Annotated in this window: 30 protein-coding genes and 1 tRNA gene; 9 read left to right on the top strand and 22 right to left on the bottom strand. The window is 60.9% G+C overall.

Features of this window, described 5'->3' with window-relative positions; all coding sequences use genetic code 11:
* Positions 1–69: 69 nt before the first annotated feature.
* From AC1RMD_RS21205 to AC1RMD_RS21190, 4 genes are all read right to left on the bottom strand, one after another.
* The gene (locus AC1RMD_RS21205) at positions 70–843 is read right to left on the bottom strand and encodes a sulfite exporter TauE/SafE family protein (RefSeq protein WP_492929097.1); all 774 of its coding nucleotides are present in this window, start codon (positions 841–843) and stop codon (positions 70–72) included.
* A gap of 79 nt (positions 844–922) precedes the next feature.
* Positions 923–1561 (bottom strand): peroxiredoxin, encoded by a 639-nt coding sequence (locus AC1RMD_RS21200; RefSeq protein ID WP_332853109.1) that lies wholly within the window; start codon positions 1559–1561, stop codon positions 923–925.
* A gap of 109 nt (positions 1562–1670) precedes the next feature.
* Positions 1671–2672 (bottom strand): sulfate ABC transporter substrate-binding protein, encoded by a 1002-nt coding sequence (locus tag AC1RMD_RS21195; RefSeq protein WP_492929094.1) that lies wholly within the window; start codon positions 2670–2672, stop codon positions 1671–1673.
* A 101-nt stretch (positions 2673–2773) separates the two neighbouring features.
* A complete protein-coding gene (locus AC1RMD_RS21190; RefSeq protein ID WP_492929092.1) occupies positions 2774–3157 on the bottom strand; it encodes a diacylglycerol kinase in 384 nt (127 codons plus the stop codon).
* 103 nt (positions 3158–3260) lie between these two features.
* Here AC1RMD_RS21190 and AC1RMD_RS21185 point away from each other — a divergent pair, with 103 nt between their 5' ends.
* Positions 3261–4040 (top strand): IclR family transcriptional regulator, encoded by a 780-nt coding sequence (locus AC1RMD_RS21185; RefSeq protein WP_492929090.1) that lies wholly within the window; start codon positions 3261–3263, stop codon positions 4038–4040.
* Here the strand turns inward: AC1RMD_RS21185 and pbpG are convergent.
* From pbpG to AC1RMD_RS21170, 3 genes are all read right to left on the bottom strand, one after another.
* Positions 4022–5101, bottom strand: a complete 1080-nt coding sequence (gene pbpG / locus AC1RMD_RS21180) for a D-alanyl-D-alanine endopeptidase (RefSeq protein ID WP_492929088.1) — start codon at positions 5099–5101, stop codon at positions 4022–4024. The two genes, AC1RMD_RS21185 and pbpG, sit on opposite strands and share 19 nt — an antisense overlap.
* A gap of 148 nt (positions 5102–5249) precedes the next feature.
* A complete protein-coding gene (locus AC1RMD_RS21175; RefSeq protein ID WP_492929087.1) occupies positions 5250–5945 on the bottom strand; it encodes a nitroreductase in 696 nt (231 codons plus the stop codon).
* 10 nt (positions 5946–5955) lie between these two features.
* Positions 5956–6864, bottom strand: a complete 909-nt coding sequence (locus tag AC1RMD_RS21170) for a DMT family transporter (protein ID WP_492929085.1) — start codon at positions 6862–6864, stop codon at positions 5956–5958.
* Between the two features lie 345 nt (positions 6865–7209).
* On the opposite strand from AC1RMD_RS21170, the gene AC1RMD_RS21165 reads away from it, so the two are divergent.
* Positions 7210–7770 (top strand): phasin family protein, encoded by a 561-nt coding sequence (locus tag AC1RMD_RS21165; protein ID WP_020701528.1) that lies wholly within the window; start codon positions 7210–7212, stop codon positions 7768–7770.
* 65 nt (positions 7771–7835) lie between these two features.
* On the opposite strand, the gene AC1RMD_RS21160 is transcribed toward AC1RMD_RS21165, so the two are convergent.
* The 8 genes from AC1RMD_RS21160 to AC1RMD_RS21125 all read right to left on the bottom strand — a co-directional run bounded on the left by AC1RMD_RS21160 (position 7836) and on the right by AC1RMD_RS21125 (position 13876).
* Entirely contained in the window at positions 7836–8063 is a 228-nt protein-coding gene (locus AC1RMD_RS21160) for a type II toxin-antitoxin system MqsA family antitoxin (protein ID WP_492929083.1), read from the bottom strand.
* A 2-nt stretch (positions 8064–8065) separates the two neighbouring features.
* Positions 8066–8362, bottom strand: a complete 297-nt coding sequence (locus tag AC1RMD_RS21155; RefSeq protein ID WP_492929081.1) for a type II toxin-antitoxin system MqsR family toxin — start codon at positions 8360–8362, stop codon at positions 8066–8068.
* A 145-nt stretch (positions 8363–8507) separates the two neighbouring features.
* Positions 8508–9230, bottom strand: coding sequence for an ABC transporter ATP-binding protein (locus AC1RMD_RS21150; protein ID WP_492929080.1), 723 nt, complete (start codon positions 9228–9230; stop codon positions 8508–8510).
* Positions 9230–10000, bottom strand: coding sequence for an ABC transporter ATP-binding protein (locus AC1RMD_RS21145; RefSeq protein WP_020701526.1), 771 nt, complete (start codon positions 9998–10000; stop codon positions 9230–9232). Before AC1RMD_RS21145 ends, AC1RMD_RS21150 begins: the two co-directional genes overlap by 1 nt.
* A gap of 11 nt (positions 10001–10011) precedes the next feature.
* Complete coding sequence (locus AC1RMD_RS21140) at positions 10012–11229, bottom strand: ABC transporter permease subunit (protein WP_492929077.1); 1218 nt, start codon at positions 11227–11229, stop codon at positions 10012–10014.
* A gap of 15 nt (positions 11230–11244) precedes the next feature.
* Positions 11245–12174 carry a branched-chain amino acid ABC transporter permease gene (locus tag AC1RMD_RS21135; protein WP_492929076.1) on the bottom strand — a complete coding sequence of 310 codons (930 nt, stop codon included), beginning with the start codon at positions 12172–12174 and terminating at the stop codon, positions 11245–11247.
* Between the two features lie 276 nt (positions 12175–12450).
* Complete coding sequence (gene ispH, locus AC1RMD_RS21130) at positions 12451–13413, bottom strand: 4-hydroxy-3-methylbut-2-enyl diphosphate reductase (protein ID WP_492929074.1); 963 nt, start codon at positions 13411–13413, stop codon at positions 12451–12453.
* 7 nt (positions 13414–13420) lie between these two features.
* The gene (locus tag AC1RMD_RS21125) at positions 13421–13876 is read right to left on the bottom strand and encodes an FKBP-type peptidyl-prolyl cis-trans isomerase (RefSeq protein ID WP_026334141.1); all 456 of its coding nucleotides are present in this window, start codon (positions 13874–13876) and stop codon (positions 13421–13423) included.
* Positions 13877–13966: 90 nt separating this feature from the next.
* Between AC1RMD_RS21125 and radC the strand changes: the two genes are divergently transcribed.
* From radC to rpmG, 3 genes are all read left to right on the top strand, one after another.
* Positions 13967–14641: a RadC family protein gene (gene radC / locus AC1RMD_RS21120; RefSeq protein WP_492929072.1), complete on the top strand. Its 675-nt coding sequence runs from the start codon at positions 13967–13969 to the stop codon at positions 14639–14641.
* 161 nt (positions 14642–14802) lie between these two features.
* On the top strand, positions 14803–15039 hold the full coding sequence (gene rpmB, locus AC1RMD_RS21115; RefSeq protein ID WP_008451488.1) for a 50S ribosomal protein L28: 237 nt from the start codon (positions 14803–14805) through the stop codon (positions 15037–15039).
* A 12-nt stretch (positions 15040–15051) separates the two neighbouring features.
* Positions 15052–15219 (top strand): 50S ribosomal protein L33, encoded by a 168-nt coding sequence (gene rpmG, locus AC1RMD_RS21110; RefSeq protein WP_008451489.1) that lies wholly within the window; start codon positions 15052–15054, stop codon positions 15217–15219.
* Positions 15220–15277: 58 nt separating this feature from the next.
* On the opposite strand, the gene AC1RMD_RS21105 is transcribed toward rpmG, so the two are convergent.
* From AC1RMD_RS21105 to AC1RMD_RS21080, 6 genes are all read right to left on the bottom strand, one after another.
* Positions 15278–15787: a hypothetical protein gene (locus AC1RMD_RS21105; RefSeq protein ID WP_492929067.1), complete on the bottom strand. Its 510-nt coding sequence runs from the start codon at positions 15785–15787 to the stop codon at positions 15278–15280.
* Positions 15788–15850: 63 nt separating this feature from the next.
* The gene (locus tag AC1RMD_RS21100) at positions 15851–17053 is read right to left on the bottom strand and encodes a DesA family fatty acid desaturase (protein ID WP_492929065.1); all 1203 of its coding nucleotides are present in this window, start codon (positions 17051–17053) and stop codon (positions 15851–15853) included.
* 111 nt (positions 17054–17164) lie between these two features.
* The gene (locus tag AC1RMD_RS21095; RefSeq protein WP_492929063.1) at positions 17165–18544 is read right to left on the bottom strand and encodes a mechanosensitive ion channel family protein; all 1380 of its coding nucleotides are present in this window, start codon (positions 18542–18544) and stop codon (positions 17165–17167) included.
* Positions 18545–18628: 84 nt separating this feature from the next.
* A complete protein-coding gene (locus tag AC1RMD_RS21090; RefSeq protein WP_492929062.1) occupies positions 18629–19933 on the bottom strand; it encodes an RsmB/NOP family class I SAM-dependent RNA methyltransferase in 1305 nt (434 codons plus the stop codon).
* An 18-nt stretch (positions 19934–19951) separates the two neighbouring features.
* Positions 19952–20563, bottom strand: a complete 612-nt coding sequence (gene purN / locus AC1RMD_RS21085; protein WP_492929060.1) for a phosphoribosylglycinamide formyltransferase — start codon at positions 20561–20563, stop codon at positions 19952–19954.
* A gap of 124 nt (positions 20564–20687) precedes the next feature.
* Entirely contained in the window at positions 20688–21086 is a 399-nt protein-coding gene (locus AC1RMD_RS21080) for a barstar family protein (protein WP_492929058.1), read from the bottom strand.
* Positions 21087–21523: 437 nt separating this feature from the next.
* Here AC1RMD_RS21080 and AC1RMD_RS21075 point away from each other — a divergent pair, with 437 nt between their 5' ends.
* The 4 genes from AC1RMD_RS21075 (at position 21524) to AC1RMD_RS21060 (ending at position 24968) form a co-directional block, all read left to right on the top strand.
* A complete protein-coding gene (locus AC1RMD_RS21075) occupies positions 21524–22042 on the top strand; it encodes a glycine zipper 2TM domain-containing protein (RefSeq protein WP_492929056.1) in 519 nt (172 codons plus the stop codon).
* Positions 22043–22159: 117 nt separating this feature from the next.
* Positions 22160–22948, top strand: a complete 789-nt coding sequence (locus AC1RMD_RS21070) for a spermine/spermidine synthase domain-containing protein (protein WP_492929054.1) — start codon at positions 22160–22162, stop codon at positions 22946–22948.
* 57 nt (positions 22949–23005) lie between these two features.
* On the top strand, positions 23006–24820 hold the full coding sequence (tfpB, locus tag AC1RMD_RS21065) for a type IV pilus assembly ATPase TfpB (protein ID WP_492929052.1): 1815 nt from the start codon (positions 23006–23008) through the stop codon (positions 24818–24820).
* A 72-nt stretch (positions 24821–24892) separates the two neighbouring features.
* Positions 24893–24968: transfer RNA gene (locus AC1RMD_RS21060), tRNA-Lys, on the top strand.
* A gap of 88 nt (positions 24969–25056) precedes the next feature.
* Here the strand turns inward: AC1RMD_RS21060 and AC1RMD_RS21055 are convergent.
* Positions 25057–25854, bottom strand: a complete 798-nt coding sequence (locus tag AC1RMD_RS21055) for a substrate-binding periplasmic protein (protein ID WP_492929049.1) — start codon at positions 25852–25854, stop codon at positions 25057–25059.
* Between the last annotated feature and the right edge of the window lie 67 nt (positions 25855–25921).

Raw genomic sequence — 25921 nt, 5'->3', positions numbered from 1 at the left:
CTCTCATCTGCGCTTCATATTACAAACGAAGCATTTTTCATTTGGTTAGACGTTTACGCTATATGGTTTTCAAGAAACCAGCTTCGCCGCGACCGCGACCAGGGTGAAGGCCAGCAAGCCGCGCAGCAGGCGCTCCGGCACCGCGCGGGCGGCGTAGGCGCCGATGGTGATGCCGGGCAGCGAGCCGACCAGCAAGGTCAACAGCAGGCTCCAGTCGATCGAGCCCAGCCACCAGTGGCCGACGGCGGCGATCGCCGTCAGCGGCACGGCATAGGCGATGTCGGTGCCGGCCACTTCGGCGGCGGTCAGGCGCGGGTACAGCATCACCAGCAGGGTGGCGCCGATGGCGCCGGCGCCGATCGAGGAGATGGTCACCAGCGTGCCCAGCACGGCGCCGGAGATGATGGTGGCGATGGTCAGCGCCCTGCCCTGCAATTGGCGCTCGGGGCGGGCCATGACCCAGTCCAGCATCTTGCGTTTGAATAGCAAGGCGACCACGGTCAACATCACCGAGCCGGCGATCATATAGCGTATGACCTGGCCGATTTCCTTGTTGAGCGTGCCGAAATATTTGAGGGAGAAACTGGCCAGCAAAGCGGCCGGCAAGGCGCCGAGGCAGAGCCGGCGCACGATTTCCCAGTGCACCGTGCCGCGCATGCGGTGGGTGAAAGTGCCCACGCCCTTGGTCAACGAGGCGAAGGCCAGGTCGGTGCCGACCGCTACCGAGGGGGACACACCGAACAGCAGCGTCAACAGCGGCGTCATCAGCGAGCCGCCGCCCACGCCAGTCATGCCGACCAACAGGCCGACCGCGAAACCAGATGCGACAAATGACAAATCCATGCAAATCCCCAAGAGTAGACTGCAGAGTAACTACTCTAGGGGAATATCCAAACAACGCAATCCTTATTTGCTTATGCGTTTATTTATTTGGCTGGGGTGTGACGCGCAAGTAAGGTCGTGCCGCGGTATAACCCTTCGGATACTTTTGCTTCAACACGTCCGGATCCTGCACGGTCAGCGGAATGATGACGTCGTCGCCGTCTTTCCAGTTGCCTGGCGTGGCCACGGTGTAGCCGTCGGTCAGTTGCAGGGCGTCGATAACACGCAACACTTCGTCGAAGTTGCGGCCGGTGCTCATCGGGTAGGTCAGGCTCAGGCGCACTTTTTTGTTCGGATCGATCACGAACAGCGTGCGCACGGTGGCCGTGGTCGACGCGTTCGGGTGGATCATGTCGTACAGCGTCGACACTTTACGGTCGGCGTCGGCGATGATCGGGAAGCCGACCACGGTGCCCTGGGTTTCCTGGATATCGGCGATCCAGGCCTGGTGCGATTCGGCCGGGTCGACCGACAGCGCGATCGCCTTGACGTTGCGCTTGTCGAACTCGGGTTTCAGCTTGGCGGTCAGGCCCAGTTCGGTCGTGCAGACCGGCGTGAAGTCGGCCGGGTGCGAGAACAGCACCACCCAGGAATTACCAGCCCACTCATGAAAGTGCAGCTTGCCGATGGAAGAATCTTGTTCAAAATCAGGGGCGGTATCGCCCAGTCGTATCGTCATGGTCAGCTCCAGATGGGAAAAAGAACACCGGCTCTCAGTCAGCCGTCAGCCTGCTATTCTGCGCCTTTTCTACTAAAAAATACAATGTTTCGAGACCTTCCGGCCGTGATTACTTGGGCTGGTAGATCTGGTCGAACAGGCCGCCGTCGGCGAAGTGCACCTTCTGCGCCCTGGTCCAGTCGCCGGCCACGTCGGACAGCTTGAACAGTTTCACGTTCGGGAATTGGGCAGCGTATTTCTTCGCCTCTTTTTCCACGGCCGGACGGTAGTAGTTCCTGGCGATGATTTCCTGCGCTTCATCGGTGTACAGGAAGTTCAGGTAAGCCTCGGCCACCTTGCGGGTGCCGCGCCTGTCGACCACTTTGTCGACCACGGCCAGCGGCGGCTCGGCCAGGATGGACACCGACGGCGCGATGATGTCGAACCTGGTCGGGCCCAGTTCCTTGATCGCCAGCAGCGCCTCGTTTTCCCAGGCGATCAGCACGTCGCCGATGCCGCGCTCGACGAAGGTGGTGGTGGCGCCGCGCGCGCCGGCATCGAGCACCGGCACGTTCTTGTACAGCTTGCCCAGGAAGTCCCTGGCCGACGCTTCGCTGCCGCCCGGCAGGCGCAGCGCGTAGCCGTAGGCGGCCAGGTGGTTCCAGCGGGCGCCGCCGGAGGTTTTCGGATTCGGCGTGATGACGGCGATGCCTGGCTTGACCAGGTCGTTCCAGTCCTTGATGCCTTTAGGATTGCCCTTGCGCACCAGGAACACGATGGTCGAGGTGTACGGCGTGCTGTTGTGCGGCAGCTTCTTCTGCCAGTCCGGCGCCAGCAGCTTGTGCCCGGCGATGGCGTCGATGTCGTAGGCCAGCGCCAGCGAGACCACGTCCGCTTCCAGGCCGTCGATCACGGCGCGCCCCTGCTTGCCGGAGCCGCCGTGCGATTGTTTGATTTTCAGCACGTCGCCGGTCTTGGCTTGCCAGCTTTTGGCAAAGGCGGCGTTGACGTCCTGGTACAGCTCGCGGGTCGGGTCGTAGGACACGTTCAACAGCGAGATTTCAGCCGCCAAGGCTGGAGCGACGGCGGCGACGGCGAGTATGGCGGCAGCAATAATTTTCTTGGACAGCATGTTGTGGATCCCCTGGTAGTGAAGGTCTCCAGCTTACGGCGGTCCTTTATAAATTAAAACTAAGCTTTTAGCAGTTCCTTATACCGAAACTTTATATACGCTCAATAGAAACGGTTGAACAGCACCACGCCCCAGGCGCCCGCCGCCAGCAAACACGTCAGCAACACGGCGGCGCTGCCGAAGTCCTTGGCGTTCTTGGACAGCGGATGGCGTTCCAGCGATACGCGGTCGACCACGGCTTCGATGGAGGAATTGATCAGTTCCACGATCAAGATCAACATCAGCACGCCGATCAGCACCAGTTTCTCGAACGCCGAGATGCGCAGCGCCAGCGCGACGATGGTGCCGACAGCAAACAGGCTGACTTCCTGGCGGAAAGCATGCTCATGCTTCCAGGCCGACTTGAAGCCGTCGATCGAGTATAAAAAGGCCGAAAAGATACGTTTCAGGCCGCTCTTGCTCTTGAATTCGCTCACTGGTTCCATGAATAAGCCGCAAATGGTGAATCTATCATTATGCATCAATTCCTATTTTTTTCACATTATGGTATAAAGTAGCTATCGCATACTGCACCGCACCAACCACATCATGAAAATCGAAACCGTTCCAGAGCAAAAGACCACTATCCAGGTGATCGAGCGCATGGTGGCGCTACTCGATGCGCTCGCCAAATATCCCGACCCTGTCAGCCTGAAGGAATTGTCCAAGGTTTCCGGGCTACACCCTTCGACCGCCCACCGGATTCTCAACGACATGGTGCTGACGCGCTTTGTCGACCGCATCGAACCGGGCACCTACCGGCTGGGCATGCGGCTGCTGGAACTGGGCAATGTTGTAAAGAGCCGACTGTCGGTGCGCGAGGCCGCGCTGGACTTCATGCGCGCACTGCACAAAAAAACCCAGCAGACCATCAACCTGTCGGTGCGCCAGGGCGACGAGATCGTCTACATCGACCGCGCCTTCTCGGAACGCTCGGGCATGCAGGTGGTGCGCGCCATCGGCGGCCGCGGCCCGTTGCACCTGACCTCGACCGGCAAGCTGTTCCTGTCGGTGGACGAGCCGAAAGCCATCCGCGCCTACGCCACGCGCACCGGACTGGCCGGCCACAACAAGAATTCGATCACCGATCTGGCCAAGCTGGAGCGCGAGCTGAGCCTGGTGAAGTCACGCGGCTACGCGCGCGACAACGAAGAGCTGGAGCTGGGGGTGCGCTGCATGGCCGCCGGCATCCACGACGACAGCGGCAAGCTGATTGCCGGGCTGTCGATCTCGGCGCCGGCCGACCGTCTGCAGGACGAGTGGCTGGAAGACCTGGTCGCGACCGCCAACCAGATCTCCGCCACGCTGGGTTACATACCGGTCGAATAAGACGAAGGTGAACTGAGCGGCGAGCTGAGGGCGGCGGGCTTCAGCGCCTCCAGCCATTTGCGCATGCGGCCGGCATCGGCGGTACGCGACTGCTTGCCCTTGGAATCGAGGAACACCATGATGACCGAGCGGCCTTCGATGACCGCCTGCATCATCAGGCAGCGCCCCGCTTCGTTGATGAAGCCGGTTTTCTGCAAGCCGATCGCCCAGTCCGGATTGGCCACCAGGTGGTTGGTGGTGCCGAACTGCATCGTACGGCCGTTGGTTTCGACCATGGCCTTGGCGTCGGTCGAGTACTGGCGCAGGATGGGCTGCTGATAAGCGGCCATCGCCAGCTTGGCCAGATCGCGCGCGCTGGCCACATTCATTTTCGACAGGCCGCTGGAATCGACGTAATGGGTGTCGACCATGCCCAGTTCGCGCGCCTTGGCGTTCATCGCCTCGACAAACGCAGCCTTGCCACCCGGATAGTTACGGCCCAGGGCCGACGACGCGCGGTTTTCCGAGCTCATCAGAGCGATGTGCAGCATGTCGGCGCGGCTCAGCTGGGTGCCCACCTTCAGGCGCGAGCTGCTGAATTTTTCGCGGTCGACATCCTCGTCGCTGATGCTCAGGATCTCGTCCATGTTCTGCTTGGCTTCGACCACGACCAGGCCGGTCATCATCTTGGTGATCGAGGCGATCGGCAGGGCGACGTTGGAATTCTTTTCAAACAGTACTTCGGAATTGGCCTGGTCCAGCACCAGCGCCACGTTCGATTTCAGGTCCAGCGGATCGCGCGTCATGTTCAGGCCGGCCAGGTCGCCCATGGTCGGCACCGCCGGCGCGGCCACGATCATGCGCTGGTACACCACTTTGCGGCGGCCATTGACCTTGATCACACGCTTGACCACGCGTTCGCCAGGCTCGGCGGCGGCCACCCGCACAGGTCCACGCGCCTTGACCTTCTTCACATGGTGTTTTTTCGATCCGGCGCCATCGGCAGCCTGGGCTGCTGTTCCAGTGAGCGCCGTGGCGGCGAACATCAGCGAAATGAGCGCACTTAAAGCTAGTTTATACATTCATATCCCCGAAAAGAACGGTGTGGAGAAAGCGAAAGACCTGTTGCAGTGTAGCAAAATACTGAGCAATCGCAAGCAAATTTAACATTGAGAGCATCGATGGTTGCGTCGACACAATATGGCGCCGTAGGTTTTAAACAAGCTAGCTCTAACCAACAAATTTAACAAATTCCTCAAGCGCCATACGCTCCGTGATCAAGGTATTTTCAACTTTCGAGCGATCGGCGTAACCGAGCGCCATGCCGCACACCACGGTTTCGTTGTCCGGCAATCCCAACTGGCTGGCTATGATTTTATGATACTGGGTAAAGGCCGCCTGCGGGCAAGTATCTAGGCCCCGCGCCCGCGCCGCCACCATGATGTTTTGCAGGAACATGCCGTAGTCCAGCCACGAGCCCTGCTCCATGATGCGGTCGATGGTAAAGATGAGACCTACCGGAGCGCCAAAAAATTCATAATTGCGGCCGTGTTGCGCGGCCATGCCGACCTTATTGTCGCGCGTCAAACCCAGCAAGGCATACAAATCCCAGCCAACCTTGCGACGGCGCTCGATGAAGGGGGAAACCCACTCGCGCGGATAGTAGGCGTATTCCTCGCTATGCTGTTTTGCCTGCTCTGGATCACTATGTGCGGCCAGAATCGCCGAAGACAACTGCTGCTTGCGCTCGCCATCGAGCACATACACTTTCCACGGCTGGGTATTGGTGCCGGACGGCGCCCGCGCCGCCACCTGCAAAATCTGCGCGACATCCTCGCGCGCCACGGCCTGCGGCAGGAAGGCGCGGATCGAACGGCGGCTGGTGATGGCGGCGTCCACCGCCTGCTGGTCGGGAGTTGAGATCATATGCACTCGCTTAGTTGGTTTTCTTGACTACAAATATCACACCGGTGACCGCCAGCGCCATCCCTGCCATGCCGAGGGCGTTGAAAGCCTCGCCAAACATCAGCCAGGCCATGACGGCGGTGGTTGGCGGCGTCAGGTACATCAGACTGGTGACCTGGGTGGCGTCGCTGCGGCGTATCAGCGCGAACAACAGGAAGATGGCGCCGATCGACAAGCCCATCACCGACCACAGCAAGGCGCCGACGAAGCGCGGCGTCCACTGCACCGCAGCAAAGTCCGGCGTCAAGCCTTCGAAGACGATCGCCAGCGGCAACACCAGCACCAGCGAGGCGGCAAACTGGATCACGGTGCCGGTGCGCAAGTCGAAATGCGGGCAATAGCGCTTTTGATACAGGGTGCCGGCGGTCATCGACAGCAGCGCCAGCACGCACAGCAGGATGGCGTCGACCGACAATCCGACCAGCTTGATCTTGGCGGCCACCACCAGCCCCACCCCGGCCAGGCCGAAGACCAGACCCAGCCATTGTAGCGGCCGCACTCGTTCGCCGATCAGCGGCGCGGCGAAGGCGGTCAGGATGGGCTGCATGCCGACGATCAGCGCCGACAGCCCGGCCGGCATGCCCAGTTTGATGGCGCACCAGACGCCGATCAGGTAGCCGGCCTGCACCAGCAGCCCGGCCAGGGCGATCTGCCAGACCTTGCCCTGCGGCCAGGGCGCCTTCAGCAGCAGCACGGCCGGCACCAGGAACAGCAACACGCCCACAAAGCGCATCACCAGGAAGGTCAGCGGCGGCGCGTACGGCAGGCCGAACTTGGCGACGATGAAGCCGCTGCTCCACAACAGCACGAAAAACAGCGGCAGCGGCGACAGGAAAGTGGCGTGTTTGACGACCGCGGCGGCGCTCGGGGTGTTGGGCATGGGGAAACCGGTAAAACTTGCTTGCAGCATGAAAGGGAATCGGCGCCGGTTTGCGGCGCCGACTCGACAGCGTGCAAGTCTATCACGGCGACCGTTACGCCACCGGCGATGCCTTGTCGAGGCGCATTTCCCCCATGGAAATACTTTCCTTAAGCTAGATTTGGTTCTTTGGTGCAACGCACAAAAAATCGCTTGACTTAATTTCTGAAGGCCGTAAAATCGGGTTTGTTGCGTTGCACAATTAGTTGTTCGGTCTGAAACGTGGATAGCCTGTTTCTCACCGGCCGTAAGAAACAGCATTACCTAAGCAGTACTTAATCAATGACTACTTTCCTGGAGATTCAAATGTTTTCTATCCCTGAGCAATTTTCCAATGCGACCAAAGCCAATTTCGAAGCTCAATTTGCGATCTTCTCGGCCCTGACCAACAAAGCTTTTGAAGGCGTGGAGAAGTTTGTCGATCTGAACCTGACCGCTGCCAAGGCATCGCTGGAAGAGTCGTCGATCACCACCAAGCAACTGCTGTCGGCCAAAGACCCACAAGAATTCTTCTCGCTGGCTTCGGCACAAGCCCAGCCTAACGCAGAAAAAACCATCGCTTACGGCCGTCACCTGGCGACCATCGCTTCGAGCACCGGCGCCGAATTCAGCAAAGCTGCTGAAACCCAGATCGCTGAAACCAACCGTAAAGTCATCTCGCTGGTGGAAGAAGTCAGCAAGAACGCCCCAGCTGGTTCGGAAAACGCTGTCGCCATCCTGAAATCGGCCATCGGCAACGCCAACGCCGGCTACGAGCAGTTCGCCAAGACCGCCAAGCAAGCTGTTGAGTCGATCGAATCGAACATGACCTCGGCCGTGAACCAGTTCACCGCTGCTGCTGCAAAAGCTGCTCCAGCCAAGAAGTAATCAAGGAATTCCGGCGCGGTAGGGCGCCGGTTCCTTCAAAAGCCTCGGCCATGGCCGAGGCTTTGTTATTTCAGAATCACACCACGATCCAAAGACTCATCTACTTGCCGATTGAACGTCAGCATTGCCGAGCTCACACGCGACGATTCTTCCGCATCCAGCACGTTTTCACCGCACGCCGGACAACTATTCCCCTCAACCGCTGTGATCAAGACCGACCGGCCTTTGTACATGTAAGCGATATCGCGAATATCATGCACCAACGCAGCTTCGCCACAGACGGGACATATCATATCTATAGCTCCTTAAACGACACAATGAGCACGCCATCGATAACAGTAAGTTTTAGATAAACTCTACCAACCTTGGTAATGGGCCGATAAACATCTTGCCAAACACGATGGTCCGCCTGTGTAGTCATGCTCTTGTAAAAGTCACGCGGGCAAAGTGCCATGACTACGCTAAGCATCTCACCAAATCCTATACCAAGCGCTGCGGCGCCGGACAATGCTGACAGGGTCGCTCTAACTTTTCCTGAAATGACCAAGGCTTTCACAACAGACAGCCGGTAATGAGGCCTGTGCTTTTCCATTTCATATTAACCCATATGCCAAATTCGACGCGATTCAAACACTACCTTGCCTAGTAGCGCATGAGGACAAATCACCGCATTGGGAATAGTCAGAAGTAAACCAAAAAACCGGAGCAAGCTCCGGTTTTTTTAGCGGCAAAAGTCACTATTCGCCGAGGTAGGCCGCTTTGACGCGCGGGTCGTCCAGCATGTCCTTGGCGTTGCCGGTCATGGTGATGTGGCCGGAATCCATCACATAGCCGCGATGCGCCGCTTGCAGCGCCAGCTTGGCGTTCTGCTCCACCAGCAGGATGGTGATGCCCTCTTTCGAGACGTTGCGGATCACTTCGAAAATCTTCTCGACCATGATCGGCGACAGGCCCATCGACGGTTCGTCCAGCAGCAACAGCTCGGGATGCGACATCAGCGCGCGCGCCATCGCCAGCATCTGCTGCTCGCCGCCCGACAGCGTGCCCGCCATCTGCGCCGCGCGCTCCTTCAGGCGCGGGAACACGTCGAACCACTTGCCGATGTCGGCGTCGATGCCGGCCTTGTCGTTGCGGGTGTAGGCGCCCATCATCAGGTTTTCCTGGATCGACATGCGGGTGAACACGCCGCGCCCTTCCGGCACCATCGCCAGCCGCTTCTCGACCAGATGGAAGGACTTGCTGCCCTTCAGCGACTCGCCCTTGTACGACACCGTGCCCTCGACCTTGCAAGGCGGCAGCGTGCCGGTGATGGCTTTCAAGGTGGTGGTCTTGCCGGCGCCGTTGGCGCCGATCAAGGCCACCAGCTCGCCCTTGTTCACTTCCAGATCGATGCCTTTGACGGCCTTGATGCCGCCGTACGCGACTTTCAGTCCCGATACTTTAAGAACGTTGTCGCCCATTAGTGCGATCCTCCCAGGTAGGCGTCGATAACCGCCTGATTGCTTTGTATTTCCGCCGGCAGACCTTCGGCGATCGGCTTGCCGTATTCCAGCACCATCAGCCGGTCGCACAAGCCCATCATCATCTTGACGTCGTGCTCGATCAGCAGCACGGTCTTGCCTTCGTTCTTGATCTTCACCAGCAGTTCGCGCAGCGCCAGCTTCTCGGTGGCGTTCATGCCGGCCGCCGGCTCGTCCAGCGCCAGCAGTTGCGGATCGGTGGCCAGCGCGCGGGCGATTTCCAGCCGGCGCTGGTCGCCATACGACAGGAACTTCGAGGTGCGGCTGGCGAACTGGCCGATGCCGACGAAGTCCAGCAATTCCTGCGCGCGCTTGCGGATGGACGCCTCTTCCTCGCGCGCCGCCTTGTGGCGGAACACGGCGCCGAACACGCCCTGGTGCGAGCGCACGTGGCGGCCGACCATGACGTTTTCCAGCGCGGTCATCTCGCCGAACAAACGGATGTTCTGGAAGGTGCGGGCGATGCCGGCCTTGGCCACCGCATGCGGGGCGGACGGCGAATACGGCTTGCCGGCCAGCTCGAAGGTGCCGGTGTCCGGCTGGTACAGGCCGGTGATGACGTTGAAGAAGGTGGTCTTGCCGGCGCCGTTGGGGCCGATCAGGCCGTAGATCTGGCCCTTCATGATCTTGATGCCGACATCGGTCAGCGCCTGCAAGCCGCCGAAGCGCTTGTTGACGCCGGCGATGTGGAGAATAACTTGTTCGCTCATGTCTGCTTTCCTCAGGCCGCCACGGTGCCGGACGATTGATCTTTGGTGTCGGTGTCGCCGTCGGGACGGTCTTCATGCTTGGGCGCCGGCCACAAACCCGCCGGGCGGTTCAGCATGATCAGCACCATCGCCAGGCCGTACAACAGCTGGCGCAGCACTTCCGCTTCGATCAGCACGTGGCCGAACAGTTTTTGCTGCAACGGCTCGACCACGTGGCGCAGCACTTCCGGCAGCGCCGCCAGCAACGCGCCGCCCATGATGACGCCAGGGATGTGGCCGATACCGCCCAGCACCACCATCGCCAGCACGGCGATCGACTCGGTCAGCGAGAACGATTCCGGCGACACAAAGCCCTGGAACGAGGCGAACATGGCGCCGGCGACGCCGCCGAACGAGGCGCCCATCGTGAACGCCAGCAACTTGACGTTGCGGGTGTTGATGCCCATCGCCTTGGCGGCGATCTCGTCTTCGCGGATCGCGACCCAGGCACGGCCCAGGCGCGAGTGCTGCAGGCGCGAGGTGATGAACACCACGGCTATGCACAGGAACAGGAACAGGAAGTAGTAGGCGTTCACCGACGGCATGGAGTAGCCGCCGACGATGACGTTGGCGCGCGAACCCGCCTCGCCCGCCAGGTTGACGCCGAACACGCGGATCGGGTCGATCAGGTTGATGCCCTGCGGACCGTTGGTGAAGTTGATCGGCTCGTTCAGGTTGTTCATGAAGATGCGGATGATCTCGCCGAAGCCCAAGGTCACGATGGCCAGGTAGTCGCCGCGCAGCTTCAGGGTCGGCGCGCCCAGCAGCGCGCCGAACAGGCCGGCCAGCGCGGCCGCCAGCGGCACGATCAGCCATACCGACAGGTGGATGCCGTTTTGCTGGATGTCCGGTCCCAGGATGGCGACCAGGGTATTGCCGACCATCGGGTACCCGTTGATCAGCGATTCGAGCAAGGTCGCGAACTGCGGCGAAGCCAGCAGGCCGGTCATGTAGGCGCCCACCGCGTAGAAGGCGATGTAGCCCAGGTCCAGCAGGCCGGCGAAGCCGACCACGATGTTCAGGCCCAGCGCCAGCATGATGTACAGCAGCGCCATGTCGATGATGCGGACCCAGGAGTTGCCGAACTGCGAGGCGACGAACGGGAAGATCAGCAAGCCGATCAGGACCACAGCCATGCTGCTGTAGGCCTTGCGCGGGTTGCGGGTGGTGTCGAAATTCAGAATAGCCATGTGTAGTTCCTCCGCTTAGGCACGGTCCGCAACGCGCTCGCCCATGATGCCGGACGGACGCACCGTCAGCACAATGATCAGCACGACGAAGGCAAAGATGTCCTGGTAGTGGCTGCCGAGGAAGCCGCCGGTCAGGTCGCCGATGTAGCCGGCGCCCAGGCTCTCGATGATGCCGAGCACGATACCGCCTATCATCGCGCCATAGATGTTGCCGATGCCGCCCAGCACCGCGGCCGAGAAGGCTTTCAGGCCGGGCACGAAGCCCATCGCAAACTGGATCGACGCGTAGTTGGCGCCCCACATCACGCCGGCCACGGCGGCCAGGCCCGCGCCCAGCGCGAAGGTGGCGACGATGACCTTGTTGGAATCGACGCCCATCAGGCCGGCGACCCGGGGATTTTCCGCCGTGGCGCGCATGGCGCGGCCCATCTTGGTTTTTTCCACCAGCAGCACCAGGCCGGTCATCGACAGCGCGGCCAGCACCAGCAGCAGGATCTGGGTCTGCGAGATCAGCGCGCCGCCGACCGTGATCGGTTCCGACGACAGCAGCTGCGGGAAGGCCAGCGGGTTGCGGGTCCAGATCATCATGGCGACGGTTTGCAGCAGGATGGAGACGCCGATGGCGGTGATCAGCGGCGCCAGGCGCGGCGCATTGCGCAGCCGGCGGTAGGCGACGCGCTCGATCAGGATGTTGACGACGATGCAGACCGGAATGGCGCCGCCGATGGCGATCGCCAGCTTGACGTAGCCAGGCAGGTCCGGTGCGTATTCGTTCAGGTATTTGAGGATGGTCAGGCCGGTCATCGCACCGATCATCAGCACATCGCCGTGGGCGAAGTTAATCAGGTTCAACACGCCGTACACCATGGTGTAGCCCAGCGCGACCAGTGCGTACATGCTGCCGAGCACCAGCCCGTTAATAAGTTGTTGGATAAATGTATCCATGAAGAGTGCCTTTACTTTTTGTGTTATGCCTGCACAGCGGTTCATCTAACAAAAACGGCACCCGGAGTAGGTCTCCGTAGTGCCGCCGTTGACTACACGTTCATGATGCAAATTTCATGCCTGAACCAGTAGCGTCTCCCTGCGAGCCGCGCCCTCTTTTTATAAGCCTAAACGACAACTTTTTGAGAGCGAGGCAATGATAGCGAGATTCTGGAAAAACTAACTGCGGAATAACGGAAAGATGCAAAATTTAATTCCGTTTCATCCCGAAAGTTGTTAAACCACGCCCTCTGCCGGTGCAGCTTTCTGTCCATCCAGGCCTCTGGGCAGCGGGAAAGTGACCGCTTCCTGCACCCCGTCGAGCGTGCGCACGCTGCGCGCGCCCAGTTCCTTCAGGCGGTCGATGACCGCTTGCACCAGCACTTCGGGCGCCGACGCACCAGCGGTGACGCCGACGCGCAATTTGCCTTCCAGCCAGAGCGGATCGATCTGCGTGGCGTTGTCGACCATGTAGGCCGGCGTGCCCTTCTTCTCCGCCACTTCGCGCAGGCGGTTGGAATTGGAGCTGTTCGGGCTGCCGACCACGATCACCACTTCCACTTGCGGCGCCATGAATTTCACGGCTTCCTGGCGGTTGGTGGTGGCGTAGCAGATGTCGCCCTTTTTCGGCTCGATAATCGCCGGATATTTACGCTTCAGCGCTTCGATGATGTCGGCGGTGTCGTCTACCGACAACGTTGTCTGCGAAACATAGGCCAGTTGGTCCGGCTTGGTGACGTTCAGCTTGGCGACGTCGGCCACCGTTTCGACCAGGTACATGCCCTCATCGGTCTGGCCCATCGTGCCTTCGACTTCCGGGTGGCCGTCGTGGCCGATCATGACGATCTCGCAACCCTGCTTGCGCATCTTGGCCACTTCCACATGCACCTTGGTGACCAGCGGGCAAGTCGCGTCAAAGATGCTGAGGCCGCGCGATTCCGCTTCCGCCCGCACCGCCTTGGACACGCCGTGCGCCGAGAACACCAGCGTGTTGCCGGCCGGGACGTCGTCCAGGTCTTCGATGAAGATGGCGCCCTTGTTGCGCAGGTCTTCCACCACGTAGGCGTTGTGGACGATCTCGTGGCGCACATAGATGGGCGCGCCGAACTGGGTCAGCGCGCGTTCGACGATTTCAATGGCGCGGTCGACGCCAGCGCAAAAGCCGCGCGGCTGGGCCAACAGGATTTCTTTATCGCTCATGAGTTCCTCACAGCACGGAAATAAGTTTGACTTCGAATTTCAGCGGCTGGCCGGCCAGCGGGTGGTTGAAGTCGAACAAACAGGTTTCATCGCCCAGCTCGCGCAGGATGCCGGCGAAGCGGCCGCCGCCCGGCGCGGCGAAGTCGACCAGGTCGCCCACCTTGTAGTCGGCGCCCGGCACCGAGTTGTCGTCCAGCGTGGCGCGGGTGACTTCGCGCACCAGTTCCGGGTTGCGCGGGCCGAAGCCGACGCCCGGCTCCAGGTCGAACGTCTTGTGCGTACCTTCAGGCATGCCGATCAACAACTCTTCCAGCACCGGTGCCAGCTGGCCCTGGCCCAGCATCAAGGTGGCGGGATTTCCGCTGAAGGTTGTAACGATATCAGTACCGTCCAGCGAGGCGAGACGATAATGCAGAGTTAAGTAAGCCGATTTGGTGACAACAGCAGGTTGCGCGTTAGACATGACGTGGGATTCGGTAAGCTGGCAAAGGCTATATTGTAAGCCACCTTGCCTGCCGCGCCTGTCGTCTGTGCTGATTTGCGGAGGATATCGATGACAATTAACGAATGGCCGCTGGAACGCCGCCCGCGCGAACGGCTGATACGCGAGGGCGCGGCGGCGCTGACGGACGCCGAATTGCTGGCGGTTTTCCTGCGCACCGGCGTACCGGGCAAGGACGCGGTGCAGCTGGGACAGGAGATGTTGCACCATTTCGGCTCGCTGCAATCCATGTTCGGCGCCAGCCTGGCGGAGTTTTCCGCGCTGCGCGGGCTGGGCGCGGCCAAGTTCGCCCAATTGCAGGCGGTGATGGAGCTGGCGCGGCGCGCCATCCTGGAGGAAATCAAGACCGGCAACACGCTGAGCTCGCCCCGTGCGGTGAAGGAATACCTGCGCATCACCTTCAGCGGCAAGGACTTCGAATCGTTTTACGTGCTGTTCCTGGATGTGAAGAACCGCCTGATCGACGCCAAGGAAATGTTTCGCGGCACCTTGACGCACACCAGCGTCTACCCGCGCGAGGTGGTCAAGGCGGCGCTGGCCTGCAACGCGGCCAGCATCATGCTGGCCCACAACCACCCGTCCGGCACGCCCGATCCCAGCGAATCGGACTTGCTGCTGACGCGGGCGCTGGTGCAGGCCATGGCGCTGGTCGATATCCGCATCCTCGACCATTTTGTCGTGGCCGGCCACCAAGTTCACTCGTTTGCCGAGCACGGCCAGCTGTGAGTTTACCCCTATGGGCTCAAGGGTTTACGAGCGAATTCATAATTGTTAAATATTTTTAGATATGCGAGACACAATTGTTTTTCACAAGTCATTGAAAAAGCTGAGGTTTTTGGATATACTCTTGTTTTTCCAATTGTGGAATGTCTTTTAAGGAGTGCGTTATGGCACGTGTTTGCCAAGTTACTGGGAAGAAGCCGATGGTCGGCAACAATGTTTCCCACGCAAACAACAAAACCAAACGTCGTTTCCTGCCTAACCTGCAGAACCGTCGTATTTTTGTTGAATCTGAAAACCGCTGGGTCTCCCTGCGTCTGTCCAACGCTGGTCTGCGCGTAATCGACAAAGTCGGCATCGATGCCGTACTGGCCGACATGCGCGCCCGTGGCGAAAAAGTCTAATTAGGAGCTACCATGGCAAAAACTGGCCGCGACAAAATCAAACTGGAATCGACCGCAGGTACGGGTTTCTTCTACACCACTACCAAGAACAAGCGCACCACGCCTGCTAAAATGGAGATCATGAAGTTCGATCCTAAAGCACGCAAGCACGTTATGTTCAAAGAAACCAAGATCAAGTAATTCGATCTTCGCTTCTCGCAAAAAAGCCGCTCAGCATCAGCTCAGCGGCTTTTTTATTTTATAAACAACCTTCGATATATTGCACTTCCTTCCAGGCGCCGGCGTAGATCGCGCCCACTTTGCCTTTGCTGGTGTCGAAGCGGATCGCGTACTGGCCGCCGCCGGCCTTGATGGTCAGGGTTTGTTCGCTGTCATCGTAGCCCTGCGGCGCGGTGGTCACCGCCTCGCCGTAGACTTGCCTTATCTTTTCCACCGGGTCGCCCAGGCCGATGCCGCGCTCGGAGAGTATGCCCTCTTCCATCACGTCCACCCGCTTCAACACATCGCCGACAAACATCAGCAGCAAACCGGGCTGGCGCGCCGGCTCCAGCTGGAAGCAGTTCGGCGAGCCGCGCAACGCTTTCGGCGTGCGCTCCATGTGATCGCCCAGCACTTTGTTGACGGCGTCGAAGCGCATGCCGATCTTCAACGGGCCGGCGCCGTCGAAGCGCACGGTCCAGTCGGCGGCATGCGCGCCGCACAGCGGCAGCGCCAACGCCAGCGCCGCCAGGTGGGTTCGCAATCTCATGTTGGTCCTTGAAATGGAAAACGGCCCCGAATCTCGGGGCCGTTCAATTGTATCAATACTTTCTTATGCGTAGCTGCGCAGGCGGAGCGAGAAGTCTTGCAGCGACTTGATGCCCGACGCTTCCGCGCGGTTGCACCAGTCTTGCAGCTTGTGCAGCAACTGGTCGCGGGTGAAGTGCGAACGCTCCCAGATCACGCCCAGCTCCACGCGCATGGTGTGCATGGTTTCCAGCGCCTTGCTGTGCTGAAACAGTTCCACCAGCTGTTGCTGCTGCGGCGCCTCCAGCTTGCCCGGCTCGCGCTGCAACAGCTTGCGCGACGATTTCAGGAAGCGGGCTTCCAGCTGGGCCTTGTCTTTCAGGTGTTCCAGCTCTTCTTTCCAGGCGTGCTTGACCGATTTGGCGTACTTGGCCATCACGTCGTAGCGGTTGGCGATGACCGATTGCAGCGTGTCGAAGTCGGCTTCGATCTTGCCTTTGGCGAACTTCGGCTCCGGTGCGCGTTTCTTGACCTTGGCCAGGCCCACCATTTCCAGCGCGCGGATGTAGCCCCAGCCGATGTCGATCTCATACCACTTCGACGACAGCTTGGCCGAGGTGGCGAAGGTGTGGTGGTTGTTGTGCAGTTCTTCGCCGCCGATCAGGATGCCGAACGGGATGATGTTGGTCGCCGCGTCCGAGCAATCGTAGTTGCGGTAGCCCCAGTAGTGGCCGATGCCGTTGATGATGCCGGCCGCCGTGACCGGGATCCACATCATCTGCACGGCCCACACGCTGATGCCGATCACGCCGAACAGCACGAAGTTGATCACAAACAGCGCTGCCACACCCTGCCAGCTGAAGCGGGTGTACAGGTTGCGCTCGATCCAGTCGTCCGGCGTGCCATGGCCATACTTCTCCATGGTTTCCAGGTTCTTCGATTCGGCGCGATACAGCTCGGCGCCTTGCCAGAAGACTTTCTTGATGCCGCGCGTGACCGGGCTGTGCGGATCTTCCTCGGTGTCGCACTTGGCGTGGTGCTTGCGGTGGATAGCCGCCCATTCCTTGGTCACCTGGCCGGTCGTCAGCCACAGCCAGAAACGGAAGAAGTGGCTGGGGATGGCGTGCAGCTCCAGCGCGCGGTGCGCCTGATGGCGGTGCAGGTAGATGGTCACGCTGGCGATGGTGATGTGCGTCACCGCCAGCGTATAGAAGAACACTTGCCAGGCGGTGAGTCGGGTGACGCCGTTAGACAAAAAATCCAGTACAGCATTTAAACTAAAAATCATTACTACTCCAAAGTGGGCGTGTCTCGCTATGCGGTCGTTCCGCCAAGATTGCGTTTTTAGCAGGCGCAGGAAGTCCGTCAGTCGTACTTTTGGACGTTATTGTACGCTGATTTAAACGTGATTAGCGGAAGGATTTCCCTCGGTCACCGACGATTTCCGTGGCACGGTCGTGCTTTCCTGCGGGCCCATTTGCTCCGGCATGGGGCCGAGGATGCGCATTTCGCGCTGCGGGAACGGCACGGAAATGTTGGCGCCCTTCAACGCGCGCCAGATCGCGCGGTTGACGTCCGAGATCACGCCGCTGCGGCCGTTTTGCGGATCGTTGATCCAGAAACTCACTTGCAAGTCCAGGCCGTCCGCGCCAAAGCTCATCAGCTGCGCCGACGGCAGCTTGTCCTCCTTCTGCACCCGCTCCACCGTCAAGGCGGCGTCTTCCAGCAGTTTGAGCACCATGTCGACGTCGGTGTCATACGCCACCGACACCTTGGTCGAGATATTCAGCATGCTGCTCGACAGCGAGGAATTCTGCACCGCGCCCGACACCAGCATCTCGTTCGGCACGATGGACTCGACGCCGTCCAGCCCTTGCAGCACGGTGTAACGGGTGTTGATCTGCGTCACACGACCGCTATATTTGTCGACGGTGATCATGTCGCCGATGGTCAGGCTGCGGTCCAGCAGGATCACGAAGCCGGACACGTAGTTGCTGGCGATCTTCTGCAAGCCCAGGCCCAGGCCGACGCCCAGCGCGCCGCCGAACACCGACAGCACCGTCAGGTCGATGCCCACCAGCGACAAGCTCATCAGCACGGCCACCAGGATCAGCAGCGCGCGCGCGGTGCGCGCCACCACCACCCGCAGGTTGGAGTGCATGCCCTGCACCTTCATCAACTGCTCTTCCAGCGTGGCGCCGGCCCACATCGCCAGGATCAGCAGCACGATCACCGAAACGGTGGCCTGCAGGATGTCGGCCAGCGACACCTTGTATTTACCCAGCGGCAGGATGGTGCCGTCCATGAAGTCGAACACTTCCTGGTACAGGCCGGTGACATACAGCACGAAAGCCAGCCACACCAGCAACTGGAACACTTTCTCGAAGGCCAGCATGGTGGCGCTGATCTGGCCGTGGCGCGCAAACACGCGGCGCAGCAGGTAGACCGTGAAGCGGATCACCACCAGCGAACCGAAGATGGGCAGGGCCACCTTGATCAGGTTGACGTGGAAGTGGTACTTGGTCAGCGCCACGCGCGCCAAGGCCAGCAGGCAGACCACGGCCAGCGGCGCCATCACGCGGCCGAAACTCTCCACCCCGAAGCCCAGCACGCCGCTATGCACTTCCTGGCGGCCAAAGCGTTTCTTCAGCAAGCGCGCCAGGCCCCAGCCCAGGATCACGGAACCGATGATGACGGCGAATTGCCAAAGTCGGCTGGGATCCTGCAGGTCGCCGGTCAGGTCCTCGATCAGGTTGAGCAGGGGCTGTTGTTGAGTCATAGCGCTGGGTGTGTAGTCTGGGGTGTGTAGATTAACGTAAAAAAGGCCGGAAGCCCGGCCTTTTGCGATGAGACGTGCGGCCGATTACTCGTCGCCGGCTTGCTCGTCATCCTTGACGATGACTTTCTTGGCCATCGGCTTGCGCTCGAACACGGCGGCGAAGAAGCCGTCGGTCTGGTGCTTGTGCGGCAGCAGCTTCAGATAGTCGCCCATCTCCAGCTCGATACGCTGCTCTGCCAGAACCTTGCTCATCGGCACCAGCTCGAAGTCCGGATGGGTATCCAGGAATTGCTTGGCGATGAACTCGTTCTCGTCGTCCAGGAAGCTGCAGGTGGCGTAGACCAGGCGGCCGCCGCCCTTCAACAGGCGCGCGGCGCCGGCCAGGATGGCGGCCTGCTTGACCTGCAGTTCGCCGATCGCGCTCGGCTGCTGGCGCCATTTGACGTCGGGGTTGCGGCGCAGGGTACCCAGGCCCGAGCACGGCGCGTCGACCAGCACGCGGTCGATCTTGCCGGCCAGGCGCTTGATCTTGGCGTCGCGTTCGTGCGCGATCTGCACCGGATGCACGTTCGACAGGCCGCTGCGCGCCAGGCGCGGCTTCAGCTTGGCCAAACGCTTCTCGGACACGTCGAAGGCGTACAGGCGGCCGGTGTTGCGCATGGTCGCGCCCAGCGCCAGCGTCTTGCCGCCGGCGCCGGCGCAGAAGTCCACCACCATCTCGCCGCGCTTGGCGCCGACGATGGCCGACAGGATCTGGCTGCCCTCGTCCTGCACTTCGATATGGCCGTCCTTGAACAGCGGCAGGTTTTGCAGCGCCGGCTTTTGCAGCACGCGCAGGCCCAGCGGCGCGAACGGCGTCGGCGTGCTGCGGATCGGCGCTTCGGCCAGCTTGGCGGCGACCTCGTCGCGGGTCGCCTTGATGGCGTTGACGCGCAGGTCCAGCGGCGCAGGCGAGTTCATGCCGTCGGCCAGCGCCAGCGTTTCCTCTTCGCCCATCTGCTCGACCAGCTTGTCGAACAGCCACTTCGGCATGTTCGAACGGCTCGACTTGTGCATCAGCTTGCGGTCGATCAGCAGGATGCGCTCGACCCAGGACACTTCGTCCTCGGTCAGGCCGCCCAGCGATTCAACGCCGACCGCGTCCGCCATGCCCAGCAGGGTCAGGCGACGCATGGTGGCGCCGCCGCCCGCTTCGGAGAAATCGGTATAGAACGATTTATTGCGCAGCACGTTGTAGATGCACTCGGCGATGGCGCCGCGCTCACGGCCGCCCAGGCGATGGTGGTCTTTGAAATAGCGCGACAGGGTGGTGTCGGCCGGCGCGGCAAAGCGCAAAATCTCGCGCAACACTTCTTCGGCGTTGGCGAGTATCGCTGGTGGCAATCTCATGGAATTCCTTGGTTAGTTTTACTTTGTGTGGTCCACGTGGACCGCGCCCTGCGCTATCGTCAACCTGTCTTCGACAAACCAGCGTATCGCACGCGGGTAGATGACATGCTCCTGCTGCAGCACGCGGGCGGACAGGGTTTCAACCGTATCGTCGGGCAACACGGAGACGGCGGCTTGCGCCACCATCGGCCCGTGATCGAGTTCGGCCGTCACGAAATGCACCGTCGCCCCATGCTCCGCCACGCCGGCGGCCAGCGCCTGCGCGTGTGTCGCCAGGCCGGGGAACAGCGGCAGCAGCGATGGATGGATGTTGAGCATGCGGCCGGCGTAATGCGCGACAAACTGCTCCGTCAAAATCCGCATGAACCCTGCCAGCACCACCAGATCGGGCTGGAAGCCGTCGATCACGGTCTGCAGGGCCGCGTCGAACTCGGCGCGGCTGGCATAGTCTTTATTGGCAACAATTGCCGTCGGGATTCCATGTTCAGCAGCGAATACCAGCCCGGAGGCGTCGGCGCGGTTGCTGATGACGGCGGCAATACGGGCAGGCCAGCGCTCGGCTTGCGCCGCGCGGACGACCGCTTCCATGTTGCTGCCGCGACCGGAAATCAAGATGACGATGTTTTTCATAGGCCGACATTGTACCTTGTTCAGGCAGTCGGGACTACAACTGAACAAGATTTGTTGCAATGCAGCAGGGCACGCCGGGGCGCAGAACACCCGCTCCCACGCTGGCGTGGGAGACGGTTCCGGCTTACTCGAAGGAGTAAAATACCCGGAACGGGACTTTTTTGTCGGCCCAGTAATCGGCAGCGTCGCGGAAAACGTCCAGCAGGGTTTCCCTTGCTTCCTTGTCAAATTTCTGGGTATTGGGCAATTGCTCCAGCACCACCAGGAAACCCTGCTGGGCGCCGGCGCCGGCCATGGTTTCGGTCAATGTTGTCCGCAAACCATCGAAATTCTTGCCTATACCCTTGGGGAACTGAAACGATTCCGCAATGATGCCCAGCACTTGCTGCTTGGTCGCGCCGGCGATGCAATGCGCGTACAGGAAGTGGTGTCCGAGGCGGGCCGCTTCCTCTTGCAGTTCGACCACGCGGAAGGCGCGGATCGATTGCACGAGGTTGGGCGGCACGGTCATTAGCAAACTCATGTTTCCCTCAATTTGACCTGATATGTACGGTGTGTCCACTTTTCTGTCGAGCGTGCCTATTTTGTGAATTAAAGAGTAAATAATTTGAGCACCTGTCCACTTTACACGGCAAACTGGTCTGCGTTTGCCATGGCTGATTCAATATGTTTCTCGAATCCCATACGCATATTAGGGTAACGTGTTGTTCCTCCTAGATCAACACGAATGTGATGGCCCACGTAATATTTGTTAAAAACAGAACATTTTGTAAGTGTTTTAGGGGTCAAATCGGCACATTTCCCACTTTTGGCCGGGCGACGCCGTTTTGTGACCACTGTTACAATTTGTTGCCACAGATACCTGTCTAACACTAGTTGCGACCTGCATACGGGATTACTATACCAACCATGCAATATCAGAGCCCCTGATAAGACATCCAAACTGAAACGAGGTACCAAATGAACTTGCAAGCCAAATTGATCGCATCCGTACTTTGCTTAGGCTCCCTGCCTTTCGCCGCTCAAGCCGCCGATTTCGAAGATTTCGGCCGTGTGGTTCGTGTGACCCCGCAAGTGGAGCAAATCAATCGTCCGCGCCAGGAATGCCGCACCGAAGTTGTCCAGGTCCAGCAGCCGGCGCCATCGCGCGGCGTGGGCGGCGCCATCATCGGCGGCCTGATCGGCGGCCTGGCCGGTAACCAGGTCGGCGGCGGCACCGGCCGCTCGGTCGCCACCGCGGCCGGCGCCATCGCCGGCGCCGTGGCCGGCGACCGCATCGACAACGCCAACACCCCGTCCAGCGGCGGCGTGCAGGAACAGCAAGTGAAGCAGTGCCGCACCGTCGACCACTGGGAATCGCGCACCTCCGGCTATGAAGTCACCTACGACTATCGCGGCCGCAACTACACCAGCGTGATGTCCTACGATCCGGGCGAGCGCGTGCGCCTGCGCGTGGTGGTGGAACCGATGCAGCGTTAATCTCCCGCCGCTCCCCCAGCACTGCCGGTCCGATGACCGGCAGTGTCGTTTTCAGGCTTGCTTTGCTGCAAGGCATCGCGGGATAATGACGGTTCACCTCTGTCGCCCCTCCATGCCATGCTGATCAAACGAAAATCCGTCGAACAAGTAGAATCCTCCCGCCCGGCATCGCCCCCCGCCCGCAAGCCCAAGTACGCGCCGGTGACGCTGTCGGAGCAGGATGGCGTGCGCTACCTGCATTTCGGCACCGAGTGGGTGCAGGGCGCGATGCGCCTGCGCAAGCCGAACTGGCCCGAGCTGGAATACGCGCAACAGATGATGGCCTGGATGCTGTGGCTGGAAAAACCGGCGCAGATCGCCCAGCTGGGCCTGGGCACGGCCACGCTGACCAAATACTGCTACACCACCTTCCCCGAGGCCGCCGTCACGGCCGTCGAGCTGAACCCGTCGGTGATCGCCATCTGCGCCTCGATGTTCAAGCTGCCGGACAACGACGCCCGCCTGCGCGTGGTGGAAATGGACGCCCTCGACTACGTCAACGACGAGGCCAACGCCGGCACGCTGGACGTGCTGCAGGTGGACCTGTACGACGCCACCGCGCGCGGCCCGGTGCTCGACAGCGCCGAGTTCTACCAGTCCTGCAACGCCTGCCTGACCGACGACGGCATCATGACGGTCAACCTGTTCGGCGACCATCCCAGCTACGCGCGCAACATCAAGGCCATCAAGTTCGCGTTCGAGCAAGTCATTTGCCTGCCGCAGGTACATGATGGTAACGTGGTGGCGATCGCCTTCAGGCGCAAGCGCGCGATCGACCTGGAGGCGCTGGCCGCGCGCGCCGCGCAGATCGCCGCCGACACCAAGCTGCCGGCCAAGACCTGGGTCATGGGCATCGCAGCGAAGTAAGCAGCAGAGGCAATGCGGCAGCGGGCCGTTCCGCCGCCGACTTTTGAAAGTGGCACGATGTCCGCAACGTCCGCACCCAGCATCAGTCCCGCCGTCAAACCGGCGCCGCTCGATCTGCAACAGATCTACACCTGGCTGCTGGCCGACGGCATGATACGCAAGGCCGAAGTCAAGGAACTGTACGCGCACAGCCAGGGCATCCTGAAGAACGCCATCGGCCCCATGCATCCGCTGTGCGCGGTGGCGCATGGCAAGCTGCTGTCGGCGCTGCCGCCGCACAAGCTGCTGACCCTGGACGCGCTGTGCGAATGGCTGGCGGCGCGCACCGGCCTGGCCTTCACCCGCATCGATCCGCTCAAGATCGACTTCACCCGCGTGGCCGACGTGATGTCGGCCAGCTACGCGGCGCGCTTCAACATCCTGCCGCTGGAGCTGAACGGCGACACGCTGGTGGTGGCCACCGCCGATCCCTACGCGGTCGAGTGGGAGGCGGAGATCGCCAAGATCTCGCGCCGCACGATACGCCGCGTGATCGCCAACCCGCTCGACATCGCGCAATACACCACGCAGTTCTTCAGCCTGGCCAAGTCGATCAAGAAGGCCAACAAGAACAACAGCAACGACCTGGCGCTGCGCAACAACTTCGAGCAGCTGGTCGAGATGGGCAAGACCAACAAGCAGGTCGACGCCAACGACCAGCATGTGATCAACATCGTCGACTGGCTGTGGCAGTACGCGTTCGAGCAGCGCGCCTCGGACATCCACCTGGAGCCCAAGCGCGACATGGCGGCGATCCGCTTCCGCATCGACGGCGTGCTGCACCAGGTGTACCAGGTGCCGGCGGTGGTGATGATCGCCATGACCGCGCGCATCAAGCTGCTGGGACGCATGGACGTCATCGAGAAGCGCCGCCCGCAGGACGGCCGCATCAAGACCCGCACCGCCGGCGGCCAGGAAATCGAGCTGCGCCTGTCGACGCTGCCGACCGCCTTCGGCGAAAAACTGGTGATGCGCATCTTCGATCCCGACGTGGTGGTCAAGACCTTGCCGGAACTGGGCTTCCCGGCCGACGACGCGCAGCGCTGGGACGAACTGACCGCGCGCCCGCACGGCATCATCCTGGTGACGGGGCCGACCGGCTCCGGCAAGACCACCACCCTGTACACCACGCTGAAGGCGCTGGCGACGTCGGAGGTCAACGTCTGCACGGTGGAGGATCCGATCGAGATGGTGGAGCCGGCCTTCAACCAGATGCAGGTGCAGCCGGGCATCGACCTGTCCTTCGCCGACGGCGTGCGCGCGCTGATGCGGCAAGACCCGGACATCATCATGGTCGGCGAGATCCGCGACCTGGCCACCGCCGAGATGGCGATCCAGGCCGCGCTGACCGGCCACCTGGTGCTGTCGACCCTGCACACCAACGACGCGCCGTCGGCCGTGATGCGCCTGCTGGAACTGGGCGTGCCCTACTACCTGCTGGAGGCGACGCTGATCGGCATCATGGCGCAGCGCCTGGTGCGCACGCTGTGCGCCGAGTGCAAGAAGGACGACGGCGAACTGACCGACGACATCTGGCACAGCATAGGCGGCGCCTGGGACTTGCCCAAGCCGACCACCGTGTATCGCGCGGTGGGCTGTCCCGAATGCCGGCAGACCGGCTATCGCGGCCGCACCGGCATCTACGAGCTGCTGACGGTGACCGAGGGCTTCAGCGACATGGTGCGCGAGCAGACCGACATCCAGGCGCTGCGCCGCCAGAGCGTGGCCGACGGCATGAAGCCGCTGCGCATCGCCGGCGCGATGAAGGTGCAGGAAGGCGTGACCACGGCCGACGAAGTGCTGAAGGTGACGGCGGCCTTGGGCATGAAATAAGAAGCAGCTAAATTGTTTTCACAAAACCCTTTGCAGTTCGCGGCAGGCTGTATATAATACGGCCTCTTTCGGGGGTCGTTAGCTCAGCTGGTAGAGCAGCGGACTTTTAATCCGTTGGTCGCAGGTTCGAATCCCGCACGGCCTACCACCGAATTCGCAGTAGCAAAATGAAGCAGTTACGAGTGATCGTAATTGCTTTTTTTGTTTCCGGGGCCAGTCCTTGGCCGGCCTCTGCGTCAGGGCCGCGCCGCGCCAACGTATTGCTTCACGATCGAGTCATACGCGCCATTGCCGCGGATGATCTTCAGGCCGGCATTGAAGGCGTCGCGTACGCGCACATCGCGAAATACCGCCTTGCGCGGGCTTTCCGCGAAAATCCTGTGGTAGGTGACCGCCTGCGTGGCGTCGATCTGCGGTTCGAGCTTGTCGCGGAAATAGTTGAAGATCAAGCGATCCCCCACCACCACATCGACCCTTCCCATAAAGAGCAGCTTGTTTTGGGTGATCTGCGTTGGCAATTCCCTATAGTCAGAATGCCCGCTCACGACCAAAGCAAAACGCTCGCCCAGAACCATGCTGGCATTCTGGAAAGCCGCCACGGAATAGTTGGACAAATCCTCGATTTTGCGAAGTTTCAAGTTGCGGCTGGTGAGCGTGGTGGCGACGTTTTGATAGACGATGTAAGCATCGGTAAAGTAATCCTGGCCGCCGATTCCTTCCGTCGTCGACAGCATGCCGTCGAGCCGGCCGGCGCGCAGCATCGCCAGCGCTCGCGTCTGCGGCAACATATGGCCAAACAGCTTGTAGCCGCCGGCCGCCAGCGCCTGTTTGGCGATATCGTAGTCCAGACCTGCCGTACCCGATTCCATGATGTAGGGTGGCTTGGGCAAGCCCATGCCCACATGCACTTCCTGCAATATCAATTCTTGTGCGCTCGCCGTCCCGCCCAGCGCGCAAGCGCTAGCAAGCAGGAAGACCAAGAGCGACCATTTGCCCGGTTGCGCGCGCAACCACGGTGCATGGTGAAACAGCATGCCGCCCCCAAAGCTGTGGATGATAGGCAAGACAATATACCAAGCTGAGGGAAATGCATACTATCTC

Source organism: Duganella sp. GW822-FHT06D06, from assembly GCF_058799615.1.
Note: the sequence above shows the minus strand (reverse complement) of the source record. Positions and strands in the feature narration are given on the sequence as shown.